Raw genomic sequence first — 13,103 nt, 5'->3', positions numbered from 1 at the left:
CTTTTTTTAGATGACAGCCGAAAGAATGACTGTTGACAGTATTTTCGATACACAAAAGCCTCCTATCAACTGTTATCTGTGAACTAATCCATTAAAATTCGCTGGCGTTCTTCTGCTGTACCCCTTCTTTTACCCAATGGTAAATAGCTGTCTGGTTACCAAAAATACGGGTAAATCCTTTTACATCCTCGCCTGTAAAGCCTGCATTCATCTCCCCATAGCTTCCGAAAGCACTGCTCATTAAATCGTATTCGCTCTCTATACCTATTACCTGATAACGATAGGGATGGAGCTGAATAAATACTTTTCCTGTTACATTACGCTGGCTGCTTTCAAGGTAAGCTTCTATATCGCGCATCACAGGATCCAGCATCTGTCCCTCGTGCAGCCATGTTCCGTAGAACTGTGATATCTGGTCTTTCCATTGCAGTTGCCATTTGCTTAATACATGTTTTTCCAAAGCATGGTGGCCTTTTATAATAAGTATAGGAGCTGCAGCCTCAAAGCCTACGCGGCCCTTGATACCAATAATAGTATCGCCTACATGTATGTCGCGGCCAATACCATAAGGGCCCGCAATGGATTGTAAATATTGAATAGCCTCGGTTGGGTGATCAAAACGCTCATCATTTACTTTCACCAGCTCTCCCTTTTCAAACTCAAGCACTACTTCTTCGCTGCCTGTTTTAGTAACCTGTGTAGGCCATGCTTCTTCAGGAAGCATCCCTTTCGAATGCAACGTTTCCTTACCTCCTACACTGGTGCCCCAAAGCCCTTTGTTAATAGAATACACTGCTTTTTCAAAGTTCATTTCCACCCCTTTGCTTTTCAGGTACTCAATTTCCGATTCGCGGCTCAGCTTCATGTCCCGAATAGGGGTAATAATTTCAGTACCGGGAGCAATGATGTTCAGCACCATATCGAACCGAACCTGGTCATTGCCGGCACCGGTACTTCCATGCGCCACTGCATCTGCATGGATCTGCCTGGCATACTCGGCAATATGCAGGGCCTGACTTAATCTTTCGGCAGATACACTTAAAGGATAGGTATTGTTTTTAAGTACATTACCAAATACCAGGTATTTCACTATCGAATTGTAATAATTTTGAACCGCATTGACCGTTTTATGCGATTTTACACCCAGCTTTTTGGCGTGTGCCTCAATATCTTCCAGCTCTTCTTCGCTGAAACCGCCGGTGTTTACGATAATGCTGTACACTTCATAACCTTTTTCTTCGGTTAAGTACTTAACACAGAAAGTGGTGTCTAAACCGCCACTGAAACCCAGAACAACTTTTTTAGCCATCGAATAATATATTTTAGTGAAACAGTGAATGTAAAAATACTTTAATAGTAGAGCCCGAGCCTCCGTTCTTATCTTTCCTGCGAAAGTGCTTTAAAAACTTCCATTGTTTGAACCGGAGTAATCTTTCCAGGCCCGATCGGTTCTCTTCAAAAAAAGCCGTGGTTTCTTCGGGTTCATAATGATCCTTAGGGTCGTAAAGCATGGCGGTACACATGCAGTTCTTCCTTTGCTTACTCATCAGGATCTCGTAGTTCACGCAGCTTTTACATCCGGCCCAAAACTGTTCATCCTGTGTAAGTTCTGAATAAGTTACCGGTTCATATCCCAACTCGCTGTTAATTTTCATAACAGCCAGGCCGGTAGTAAGACCAAAAATTTTAGCCTCGGGGTATAATTTCCTGCTTAAATTGAAAATTGTTTGCTTGATCTTCTTGGCAACGCCGCTTTTCCGGAAGTTGGGCGAAACAATAAGACCAGAATTAGCCACATACTCGCCGTGGCTCCATGTTTCTATATAGCAAAAGCCTACCCACTCACCATCTTTGGTAACAGCTACCACGGCCTTACCTTCATCAATTTTCTTTTCGATATACTCCGGGCTGCGCCGGGCTATACCAGTACCGCGCGCTGCAGCAGAGGAGGCCATCTCATCGGTAATAACGATTGAAAATTTTTTATCCTCCGGTATTGCTACTCTAACAATGATTTCCTGATTGTCCACTATCGGTATTTGTAAAAATTTGTGGGATGCCTGCCCTAATGTTTTTATTTCGGAAGCGCTTCACTGACAGGTACCTGTGGCTTGAGGTTGGCCTGTCAGCCTATACGATACTGTGGACGTGGAGAGAAAATAAACACATCAAAACCTACCGCATACACCCCTGTTGTAACCAGTGGATGAAGCTCAAACTGCTTGGTATGGTTAAAAAGATTGTTCATTTAAAAACAAATAGTACTTTTAGAGCCGCAAATTTAGTGCAATAAATTAATATTATAGGATTAAATTTATTTAAGAAAAACATTTTTTATGCCTATTGAACCCGTTCCTACTCCCAATTTGCAGCCTAAAAAAAGAAGGGGCTGCGCCAAATATATATTATTGTTCTTCCTGGCTATTTTTATAGTGGCGGGGGGCTACATTTACTGGAAATTTTATTACCCCTATACTTCTGACGGTGTAAAGTCGGGTTACCTGAATTTTGCAGTGGAAAAAGGACAGGTCTTTAAAACCTATGAAGGAAAGCTGATACAGGAAGGCATCCGTGGTTCAGCTACAGGAGGCGTGCAATCCAACGAATTTGAATTTTCTATCAAAGACAAAAAAGTGTTTGATATTTTAAAAATGAATTCTGGCAAGCGCTTCGATCTGCATTATAAAGAGTACAATGGAGTTCTTCCCTGGCGCGGCAATACCCGCTATATAGTGGACAGCATCATTTCTATGAATGACGCGGCGCCTGCATCGGGTTTTTAAGTATTGATTGCCTCATCCTTGATTATAAATGGCTTAGTGGCTTGTTTGGGATTGGGCGTATGTGAGAAGTTCGGTTATTTGAGAATTGGCGGTAATTAAAAAAACATTATGAACTTTAAGAAGTTTGCTTTTGCGACAATTTTTATGTGCTTTTGCTTTCTATCATTTGCACAGCGCAATAAATTAAAGGGTTTTGAAATCAAGGGGCGTATTGACGGAATAGAAAATGGAACAAAAGTGTATTTGTACGACTTAGACGGACAAAATACATTAGATTCGGCGATAAGCGCTCAGGGAAAATTTACCTTTAAAGGATATGTCGAAAAACCAACTATCTGTTGGATTTGGGTAAAAAACCCAAATGAAGCAGTGACTATCATGGTAGAAAATACACAAATGACATTTCAATCTCCCATTAATCATATGGACTTAAATGCTGTTGTTAAAGGAGGTAAAGAACAAGATTTACAAAATGAATTAAGATTAAAGCAATATCCTTATGACAAGGTTTTCTACACGGCTTTTGATAGTGTAACAAATAAATTGTACCCCAACGATGAGAGTAAAAATCGGTTGATAGAAATATGTAATAATGCCCAAACGGCTTCTCATAATATATACGTTGAGTTTGGAAAACAACATCCCAACTCTGTTTTAGGGCAAGATATTATTTATCGCAATAGACAACGGATTGAGAAAGATACGGTCAAAACCCTTGTTTCGCAAATGAGCGGGCAACTACAATCAACCCTTAAAGGACAGTCATTAATGGCATTTGCAACGGATAGTCTTATAGAAGTAGGGAAGCAATTTATTGATTTTGACGCAACGTCATTAAACGGGGATCCATTCAAATTATCCTCCCTAAAGGGTAATTATATCCTGCTTGATTTTTGGAGTAGGGGTTGTGGGCCTTGCCGGGCTCAAAACAGAATAATGAGCAGGAAGTACAATCGGATTAAGGATAAAATTTCTATCGTTAGCTTTTCTATAGATAAACATAAATCTGATTGGGCAAAATCAAGTGAAGAAGACAATATCCTTTGGATTAATGTATCTGACTTAGAAGGCGATAATGGCAGCATAAAGACAATATATGATGTTCAGGCGATACCTACCTCTTATTTGATTAATAAAGAAGGAATAGTTGTAGAGAAATTTGTTGGATTTGAGGGTGATAATTTTATAAATAAGTTGGAGAAACTCATTGCCGAAAAATAAACTACCGCTAATAACTAAGCTTTCGTTTCGTCCGCAGGACGAGGAATGAAAGCGTTTTTGAACAAGACCAACGGTGCCGCTCCTATACTATGGAGTTTCCAATTTTTTGACTGAACGTTGGGTGCAAGCTAATTGACGTTTTAAATACTTTGTAATTCTGCTAATTTCAATTAAATTTGAAGTATGAAGGCCATGACAGTTCAAATACCTGACCATTTAGATGAAAGAGAAGCAAAAACCATGCTTGCAGCCAGGTTATATGAAAAGGGCTCTTTATCATTGGGACAAGCTGCTGAACTTGCCGGCTATACCAAACGGGCGTTTATGGAAGTTTTGGGAAGTTATGATGTATCAGTATTTAATTATTCTGAAACCGAATTAGAAAAAGATATACTTGGTGCACAAAACTATCATCTCTGACACAAGTTGCCTAATCTTACTCGAAAAAATTGACGAGCTTGATATCTTAAATAAATTATTTGGAATAATAATCACAACCAGCGAAGTTGCGGAAGAGTTTGGCAAACCCTTACCTGCATGGTTTGAATTAAGACAACCAACTGACAAAAATTATCAATCTATAATCGAAGCCTCTGTCGACAAGGGAGAGGCCAGTGCAATTGCTCTTGCCGTTGAAATAGATGACTGCCTGCTTATTATTGATGATTTGAAAGGCAGAAAATTTGCCCATCAACTTGGTTTGACAATTATTGGAACTATCGGAGTTATTGTTGACGCAAAATTAGCTGGTATAATTCCTTCTGTTAAACCTATACTTTCCAAAATCAAATCGACCAATTTTAGAATTACTGGACAGCTTGAATCATTAATTTTAAAGAGGGCTAATGAATAAAGCCATGCGCACAACAAGTTTGAGTTGTCGGCTGACGAATCTCAAATGCCCGACTGCCAGGCCGTGAACCGCTATATGGCATTTTAAAACCTCCCCCCACAGCGAAAGACGAACTATCCACCAGTTAAATGCTTTGGTTGGCGTTGAGCAAGAATATTGCGGGTTGCTTATGAAAGTCGGGTATTTTCTTTTTCCAGTCCTGAACAGTTTTAGTTTTGATAAACTCATCGGGGCCGGTAATGTTAACCGCTACGCATAGCGTTGTTGACGGCTGGCAGCTTTTAAGGATCGTTTCCAACATCTGGTTATTCCGGTAAGGCGTTTCGATAAATATCTGTGTACTGTTCTTTTTTGCAGATTCGCTTTCCAGTTCTTTTATGGCTTTTATCCTTTGATGATTGTCAATAGGCAAATATCCAGCGAAGCAAAACTGTTGTCCGTTCATACCGCTGGCCATCAGCGCTAATAAAATGGAACTGGGGCCTACCAGGGGCACAACAGTAGCATTCATTTCCTGCGCAGCAGCAATTAACAGTTGCCCTGGATCGGCTACTCCAGGGCAGCCAGCCTCGCTGATGATCCCTATCGCTTTCCCTTCTTTGATATTATTGCGAAAAGCCTGTACAACTTCTTTCTCCGCCTTTCCTATGGTAAACCATTCATAGCTGTCAATGACGATCTCCCGTTTTAATTGCTTGAAGTACCTGCGGGCAGAGCGCTCATTCTCTGCAAAAAACACATTGCATTTTTCTATAGCCTCTGCAATATAAGCAGGTAAAACATGCAATGCCTGCTCATGAAGAAAAGTGGGGATCAAATAAACCTGTGCTGACATGAAACAATGTTACAACTTTTAAAGTTTTTAAAACAACATGCTGCCTGAATACCTTTATCGCTCGCCGTTTACACACAGAAGATCAAAGAGTCCTTTCTGTGTAAGCCTGTATGTTCAGTGAGCAGTATTCATTCAGATTGCGGACCATTGTCTCTCACAGACTGCACAGGTGATCAAAGAAGTATTGCAGTGTATTCCCGATGAATAACCTTTATCGTTCGAATATATATTGCCTATAGACAGGGTAATGTCTTATACTACTATACTACTCCCTGAGATAACATGGCTTCAGCTACTTTTACAAAACCGCCTATATTGGCACCTTTTTCATAATTAACATGCCCATGATCGTCTTTTCCGTACTTCACACAGATCTGGTGTATATCGCTCATGATCTCTTTAAGCTTGTTATCAACCTTTGTCCTGGTCCAGGAATAACGTAAAGAGTTCTGCGACATTTCCAGTCCCGAAACCGCTACTCCACCGGCGTTGGCTGCTTTACCGGGTGCATACAGCACTTTTGCCTTATTAAAGGCAGCAACAGCCGCAGGTGTACAGGGCATATTCGCTCCCTCTGCAACACAAATACAGCCGTTACTAATGAGCAATTGCGCATCGGCTATGTCCAGCTCATTTTGCGTGGCATTGGGCAATGCAATATCACATTTTATTTTCCAGGGTTTTTCGCCTGCATAATACTCACAGCCATAATGATCGGCGTATTCTTTCATACGTCCCCTGCGCTCATTCTTCAGTTCCTTTATATATTCCAGCTTTTCCTGGTCAATGCCCGCAGGATCATGAATAAATCCTTCCGAATCCGACATCGTAAGCACTTTAGCGCCATGGCTGATGCATTTTTCAGCTGCAAACTGGGCCACATTGCCCGATCCGGAGATCAATATTCTTTTACCCAGCAAAGATTCTTCCCTGTTCTGCAGCATCTCTTCAACAAAATACACGAGCCCGTAGCCTGTAGCTTCAGGCCTTATCAGGCTTCCGCCCCATTCAAAAGCTTTGCCCGTAAGCACCCCATTGAATGTGCCGGTAATACGTTTATACTGGCCAAACAGGAAGCCTATTTCCCTTTTTCCTACACCAATATCCCCTGCCGGGATATCAATATCATCTCCTACATGCCTGTACAATTCAGTCATAAAGCTCTGACAGAACTTCATTATTTCATTATCGGATCTTCCTTTAGGATCAAAATCAGAACCACCTTTTCCACCGCCCATAGGCAATCCGGTAAGGCTGTTTTTGAATACCTGCTCAAATGCAAGAAATTTCAGCACACTAAGCGTAACGGTAGGATGAAATCTCAGCCCGCCTTTATAAGGTCCTATAGCGCTATTCATCTGAACACGGTAACCACGGTTTACCTGTACTTCTCCTTTATCATCTAACCAGGGCACGCGAAAGATCAAAACCCGCTCCGGCTCGGCAATACGCTCTAAAATTTTACTTTTTTTATACCGCGGCTGCGATTCAATATATGGGATAACGGATTCGGCAACTTCTGAAACAGCTTGTAAAAACTCTGGCTCTCCTGCATTCCTGGCGTTGATACGCTCAACAAACACCGTTGTTGTTTTATTCATATACTATTAAATAGATCAAATTTTGCGGGGAAAATACAGATTTCTTTTAATTTATTCAGTATAATTTTCAACTTTCTAAAAGGAAAACTCAGAAAGCATTAATTTTTTATATTTCTACAATTACCCACAATAACTATCGTAGCATTAGAGTATTGTGAAACAAAAGGCGCTAATGCTGTGTCTTACTGCCATAAGCCAGGTCACCGGCATCGCCGAGGCCCGGAACAATATATCCTTTCGCAGTTATTTCTTCATCAATGTCTCCACACCAGATGGTTGCTTCCGGCACTTCGCGGGTTACATATTCCAGGCCTTCGGTGCAGGCTATGGCAGCGGCAATATGTATTTTTCCAGGCTGGCCCTCGTCTTTTAAGTATTGTATCGCTTTTACAAGAGAGGCTCCTGTGGCCAGCATAGGATCAGAAACAATCAATATCCTGTTTTCCAGGTCGGGACAACTGACATATTCAATTTCAATTTCAAAAGTACCGTCTTTATGATGTTTACGGTAAGCAGATATGAAAGCATTATCAGCCTTATCAAAGTAGTTCAGCAAACCCTGGTGCAAAGCAAGGCCTGCACGCAGTATGGTAGCCAAAACGGGTTGCGCTGCCAGCACTTTGCTTTCTGAAATGCCAAGCGGAGTATGCGTTTCTTGAATAACAGAAGGCAGCTCCCTGCTTATTTCGTAAGCCAGAACTTCTCCAATACGCTCCAGGTTACGCCGGAAGCGCATGCGGTCGTTTTGCACATCTATATCGCGCAGCTCGCTTATCCAGTTACTTAACAGGCTATGACTTTTACTTAAATTTCTGATCATATCTTCTCTATTTTAAAGCATCTTGGCCGATTACAAATGTGTTTTACTACTTTTGGCAAACTTACAGGAAATATGCTTTAAGCCTGACGCTTTATGCTTAAAGCTTTACCTTAAATCTAAACTTTTTTATATTACGATGGTCTATCGTGCAATAGGATTAATGAGCGGCAGCTCTCTTGACGGACTGGATATAGTTTTTACCGAGATCCTGGAAAATGGCGGTAAATGGAGCTATGAAATTATTCACGCAGACTGCCTGCCTTATAGTGAGGAATGGACAGAAAAGCTGAAAAACGCTACATCGCTTTCTGCCCTGGACTACCAGCTATTGCATAGCGAATACGGTCATTACCTGGGTGGCAGAGTAAATGAGTTTATAAACAGGCATCATTTACAGTTTAAAGTAGCGGTAGTGGCTTCTCACGGGCATACCACCTTTCACCTGCCTGCAAAAAAAATGACCGCCCAGCTGGGTGATGGTGCAGCAATAGCCGCTGTAACCCAGCTTCCGGTTGTAAGCGACCTCCGCTCTATGGACATTGCTTTTGGCGGCCAGGGCGCTCCTGTTGTACCTATTGGCGAGCAGTTGTTTTTCCCTGACTATCCCTATTTTTTAAATATAGGCGGTATTGCCAATATTTCTATTAAGGGCGACCATTACAAAGCCTTTGATGTATGTGCCGCCAACCGGGTGCTTAATATGCTGGCAAACGAAGTGGGTAAAGATTTTGACGAAGGCGGCGAGCTGGCCCGGCATGGGCAGTTAAACCAGGCATTGCTGAATGAGCTGAACGGACTTACCTACTATACATTGCCGATACCCAGGTCTTTGGCAAACAGCTTCGGAACAGATACGGTTTATCCTGTTATTAAGAAATATGGGCTTTCTGCGGCAGATGCGTTGCATACCTATACAGCCCATATAGTACGGCAGGTTAAAAATGCGTTGATGACCCATAAAACAGCAGCCGCAACAGAGCAACAACTACTGGTAACCGGTGGTGGCGCATTCAACAGCTACCTGGTAGAACGCCTGCAACAGGCTTTAGAGGGTATTAAGGTAGTGGTGCCTGATGAACAGCTGGTACAATATAAAGAAGCCCTGATTATGGCGCTGATAGGCGTGCTGCGCTGGCGCGAAGAATATAATGTGCTAAGTTCTGTTACTGGGGCTGCGCGTAATAGTGTGGGTGGGGCTATGTGGATGGGGCAGGAAGAGTAGACAGGAAGCCGAAAGCATAGGGCTTAAAGCTTTTAGCTTTCTGTAAATGAAAAATGAGCATTGGTTGCTGATTATCCAAGTATAGAATTGCTATACCATATAGTTGATATCCATCATTCGCCCCACCTTGTTAAATATTTTTATATTAATTAACCCAAGTTGCTATTAAAGTAAGCAAATAAAAAGGAGCATTAATAAAAGATAATTTTGAGTTACCACACACAAAACTCGATTATCAATGCTCACAGAAGATAAAATTATAGCTCTTTATTGTATTATAGACGATATTTTGAAAGGAATTGGCCATTTGGAGGACAGTCGCCGCAGGGTAAGTGATAGTGAAGTGATCACAACCGCGCTGGTATCGGCTCTTTATTTTGGAGGTCATCAGGACAATGGCCGGAATTTTATGAAGATGACCAGGTTGGTACCGCAGATGCTGGATAAAAGCCGGTTTAATCGTAGACTTCATGCAGTCAGCGAATTGATCGTGTCTGTTTTCTGGCAGTTAGGACATTGCTTAAAAAGCATGGCAGGGGCATCTGAATATGTGATTGATTCGTTCCCTGTACCGGTGTGTGATAACATCCGCATCAGCCGCAGCAAGCTACTGAAAGGCAAACAGTGGCGGGGTAAGCAGAGCAGCATGCGACGTTATTTTTATGGAGTAAAAGTGCAGGTATTGGTTAACTCAACAGGTATTCCGGTAGAGTTTGGCTTTGTGCCGGGTTCGAAAAGTGATGTACAGGCATTGAAAAAGTTACCACTGGCAGTAGCGGCAGAAAGTAAGATTTATGGCGATTCGGCCTATACTGATTACCAGGCTGAAGATGATATGAAAGCAGCAGAACTCGTGGAGTTAATGATTTGTCGCAAAAGCAATTCCAGAAGACCGGATCAGCCCTGGATCAGATTTATCAAAGAACAAATGCGAAAAGGAATAGAAACGGCCTTTAGTCAAATAAAGGCTTTGTTTCTCAGAAAAATACATGCAGTGACCTTTAAAGGGTTCCTGATCAAACTGGTGATGTTTATGCTCGCTTTTACTTTGAATAAACTCACTGATTAAATAGCAACTTGAATTAATTAAATACCCTTCACCAGCATTCAACCATCTTCAACAGCTTTTAAACTTCTATGAGTAAGGGGTGATGAATGTTTTCGACCAGCGATCAGTTACCTGGCTTTTGGCCTATTGCTATCCACCATGAACTATGAACCACCGGCCTCATCTTACATCATGATTTTTGCTACCATTTCTTTCAAAAGCTCGGCATCTTCTACCCTGGCCGCGCTGATGCCGATACCTTTAAGATTATACCGGTGCAGTAATAACAATATTTTCTCAACGCCGCTGAAACCATAGGTTTTGGAGGCCTGCAAATAACTTTTTGCAAAATAGGGGTTTACTCCGATCTGCCTGGCAATGGCATCTTCGCCGCCCGAAACACCAAAAACCATATACACTTTGCTGAAAAATGTATAGAGGGAGGGCAATACCAATTGAATAGGCGCTACCCTGGGGTTAGCACCAAAATATTGAATAATGCGTATGGCCTTGGCAAGGTCCCGGGCAGCAATGGCACTCTGCAACTCAAATACATTGAATTCTTTGCTGATGCCTACATAATTTTCAACATCTTCTTCGGTAATAGATTTTCTTCCACCCAGGTTAATAAGTATCTTATCGATCTCATTTTTAATACGGCTTAAATCATTACCAATATGATCTACAATAAGACTGTTTGCCTTAGGAGTAATATTATATCCCATTCCTCCTATTACCGAATTTACCCATTCCGGTAAAGCATTGTCATATATTTTCCTGGTAAGGATGTATTCCGTTTTGTCTTTCACCAGCTTGGCAAACCGGGTGCGTGCATCCAGCTTCTTGTCTTTAAAAGCTACTATTAAAATAGTAGAAGATAAAGGCGTTTGAATATACGGCTCCAGCTTATCGACCTCCTTCATTTGCTGGGCCTCTTTCAATATTACCACCTGCCGGTCTGAAAACATGGGATATTTACGGCAGGCATTCAGTACATCTGCCCAGGCAGCATCTTTACCATAAAATATGGTCAGGTTAAAAGAGGCTTCACTTTCATTAAGTATGTTGCGTTCTGCATAATCTACCAGCTGATCTACGTAAAACTCTTCATCGCCCTCTATCCAATATATTGGTTTATAAGCATTTTTCTTCCAATCTGATATAACCTTATCGACAGACATGCCCGCAAGATAATTTTAAAATCCTAAAATATTATCAAAAAAGAGCCTGAATAAAAGTCTTAATTTTATTTGGCATAATTTATGTTTTGTGAGAAAGGACATTTTTTTTAAGCATTAGAAAAACTTCACCTCCTGCAGTATAATGCAGTTATTCATTTAAAATTTCATTGTTTATGGCAAACACGAATTATCCCTCTGCTTCTCAGCAGCCATCTAATAATAGCCCATCCAACCCAAATGGAGGCAGAAATCTCATTATTGGGGTGCTTATAGCTGCGCTGCTGGGCACATGGGGTTATATGTTGTGGAATAAAAACTCGGGTACAGATAATGAGAATTTGTTTTCGCCGACTGATTCACAAACAGAAAATGTAATGTCGGAGTCTGATTCATTAAGACAGATGTTTAACCTCGCAGAAATGCGGCTCGATTCTATCACTGGTGCAAACAACAGCCTGCGGGGTGAAAAAACCGCTTTGCAAAAAGAAATTGAAACCCGGAAAGCAGAGATTAACAGGATATTAAGCAACAATAATGCAACAGCGGCCGATTTAAAAAGAGCCCGCCAGTTGATTGGAGAACTGAACGGTCAAATAGGAAGGCTTGAAGCCCAGATCACCCAGCTTAAAGGTGAGAATCAGGAGCTGACCGTACGCAATAGCCATCTGAATACAGAAAAGAACGTTCTGAGTCAGAATCTCGAAATGCGTGCTGCCGAAAATGAAGAACTGGCAAATACTGTTGACGTGGCAAGCACACTTTCGGCCTCGGGTATGTCTATTACGCCTTTAAAAGAAAAACGCAATGGCAAGGAAAAAGAAACCAGCTTTGCCAAAAGGGTAGATAAATTACAGATAACTTTTAATATTGAAAACCGCGTTACTACTTCTGGTCCGGCCGACCTGTATGTTATTGTTACCGATCCTAAAGGCAGTATTGTGCAAAACAATGAGTTAGGGTCGGGAGCTATGACTACCCGCCAGGACGGAGACCGGAACTTTACGGCTAAAATCCCTGTGGAATATGAAACCGGAACCCGCAAAGGCGTTTCTTTCCCTATCAAAAATACGGAAGGCTTCAAACCCGGTGATTACAAGATTGAAGTTTATCACAATGGCTTCAAAATCGGCGAAGGGATCAGAAGCTTAAGAAAAGGAATTTTCGGATAATCCATCAGAAACCTCAAAATAAACGCCGCATCTTTAACCAGGTGCGGTTTTTTTTGCACCTATAAGGCGGTTTTAAAAATGTAGCTAAAACTCCGCTAAGCGAGCTCAGGATTGATTTAATGTTATGATGAGAAGTACAGCTTGTTGTTATGTACGGGCCTGACAGATGGTGTATATTTCAGCCTGCTTTCTGACTTTCTGTAATTGGAATCAATAGGAACATTTATTCTTTGTTGAAAACAACCTGCCCTGCAGTTTCCTTAAACCTGCCGGAACAAAAATTACCAGCTTGACGATGATACCATATAAAATTACTACTTCCGCCCATCGAAGAATTGGGTACTTACGTTCAATATACTTTGCGGGGCTG

General features: G+C 41.5%; 14 protein-coding genes. 7 read left to right on the top strand and 7 right to left on the bottom strand.

The window, feature by feature from the left end; translation table 11 throughout:
• Positions 1 to 91 precede the first annotated feature (91 nt).
• From argG to ACYVBM_RS01390, 3 genes are all read right to left on the bottom strand, one after another.
• Positions 92 to 1,309: an argininosuccinate synthase gene (argG, locus tag ACYVBM_RS01400; protein WP_460683819.1), complete on the bottom strand. Its 1,218-nt coding sequence runs from the start codon at positions 1,307 to 1,309 to the stop codon at positions 92 to 94.
• Positions 1,310 to 1,322: 13 nt separating this feature from the next.
• Positions 1,323 to 2,030, bottom strand: a complete 708-nt coding sequence (locus tag ACYVBM_RS01395; protein WP_460683818.1) for a GNAT family N-acetyltransferase — start codon at positions 2,028 to 2,030, stop codon at positions 1,323 to 1,325.
• 95 nt (positions 2,031 to 2,125) lie between these two features.
• Positions 2,126 to 2,248 carry a hypothetical protein gene (locus ACYVBM_RS01390; RefSeq protein WP_460683817.1) on the bottom strand — a complete coding sequence of 41 codons (123 nt, stop codon included), beginning with the start codon at positions 2,246 to 2,248 and terminating at the stop codon, positions 2,126 to 2,128.
• Between the two features lie 88 nt (positions 2,249 to 2,336).
• Here ACYVBM_RS01390 and ACYVBM_RS01385 point away from each other — a divergent pair, with 88 nt between their 5' ends.
• The 4 genes from ACYVBM_RS01385 (at position 2,337) to ACYVBM_RS01370 (ending at position 4,857) form a co-directional block, all read left to right on the top strand.
• Positions 2,337 to 2,783 (top strand): hypothetical protein, encoded by a 447-nt coding sequence (locus tag ACYVBM_RS01385; protein WP_460683816.1) that lies wholly within the window; start codon positions 2,337 to 2,339, stop codon positions 2,781 to 2,783.
• Positions 2,784 to 2,891: 108 nt separating this feature from the next.
• Positions 2,892 to 4,004, top strand: a complete 1,113-nt coding sequence (locus tag ACYVBM_RS01380; RefSeq protein ID WP_460683815.1) for a DUF4369 domain-containing protein — start codon at positions 2,892 to 2,894, stop codon at positions 4,002 to 4,004.
• Positions 4,005 to 4,187: 183 nt separating this feature from the next.
• Complete coding sequence (locus ACYVBM_RS01375; RefSeq protein WP_460683814.1) at positions 4,188 to 4,424, top strand: UPF0175 family protein; 237 nt, start codon at positions 4,188 to 4,190, stop codon at positions 4,422 to 4,424.
• Positions 4,402 to 4,857: a DUF3368 domain-containing protein gene (locus tag ACYVBM_RS01370; protein ID WP_460683813.1), complete on the top strand. Its 456-nt coding sequence runs from the start codon at positions 4,402 to 4,404 to the stop codon at positions 4,855 to 4,857. Before ACYVBM_RS01375 ends, ACYVBM_RS01370 begins: the two co-directional genes overlap by 23 nt.
• Before the next feature lie 124 nt (positions 4,858 to 4,981).
• Here ACYVBM_RS01370 and ACYVBM_RS01365 read toward each other — a convergent pair whose 3' ends face one another.
• From ACYVBM_RS01365 to upp, 3 genes are all read right to left on the bottom strand, one after another.
• A complete protein-coding gene (locus tag ACYVBM_RS01365) occupies positions 4,982 to 5,692 on the bottom strand; it encodes an SAM-dependent methyltransferase (protein WP_460683812.1) in 711 nt (236 codons plus the stop codon).
• A 260-nt stretch (positions 5,693 to 5,952) separates the two neighbouring features.
• Complete coding sequence (gdhA, locus tag ACYVBM_RS01360; RefSeq protein ID WP_460683811.1) at positions 5,953 to 7,293, bottom strand: NADP-specific glutamate dehydrogenase; 1,341 nt, start codon at positions 7,291 to 7,293, stop codon at positions 5,953 to 5,955.
• Positions 7,294 to 7,462: 169 nt separating this feature from the next.
• Positions 7,463 to 8,113, bottom strand: a complete 651-nt coding sequence (gene upp, locus ACYVBM_RS01355) for a uracil phosphoribosyltransferase (RefSeq protein ID WP_460683810.1) — start codon at positions 8,111 to 8,113, stop codon at positions 7,463 to 7,465.
• Between the two features lie 136 nt (positions 8,114 to 8,249).
• Between upp and ACYVBM_RS01350 the strand changes: the two genes are divergently transcribed.
• Entirely contained in the window at positions 8,250 to 9,335 is a 1,086-nt protein-coding gene (locus tag ACYVBM_RS01350; protein WP_460683809.1) for an anhydro-N-acetylmuramic acid kinase, read from the top strand.
• 238 nt (positions 9,336 to 9,573) lie between these two features.
• The gene (locus ACYVBM_RS01345) at positions 9,574 to 10,404 is read left to right on the top strand and encodes an IS982 family transposase (RefSeq protein ID WP_460683808.1); all 831 of its coding nucleotides are present in this window, start codon (positions 9,574 to 9,576) and stop codon (positions 10,402 to 10,404) included.
• 164 nt (positions 10,405 to 10,568) lie between these two features.
• Here ACYVBM_RS01345 and holA read toward each other — a convergent pair whose 3' ends face one another.
• Complete coding sequence (holA, locus tag ACYVBM_RS01340; protein ID WP_460683807.1) at positions 10,569 to 11,564, bottom strand: DNA polymerase III subunit delta; 996 nt, start codon at positions 11,562 to 11,564, stop codon at positions 10,569 to 10,571.
• A 173-nt stretch (positions 11,565 to 11,737) separates the two neighbouring features.
• Here holA and ACYVBM_RS01335 point away from each other — a divergent pair, with 173 nt between their 5' ends.
• Complete coding sequence (locus ACYVBM_RS01335) at positions 11,738 to 12,733, top strand: hypothetical protein (protein WP_460683806.1); 996 nt, start codon at positions 11,738 to 11,740, stop codon at positions 12,731 to 12,733.
• Positions 12,734 to 13,103: the final 370 nt, after the last annotated feature.

It is taken from the genome of Niabella aquatica, from assembly GCF_054779315.1.
The sequence above is the reverse complement of the archived record's forward strand: the minus strand, read 5'-3'. Positions and strand labels throughout refer to the sequence as shown.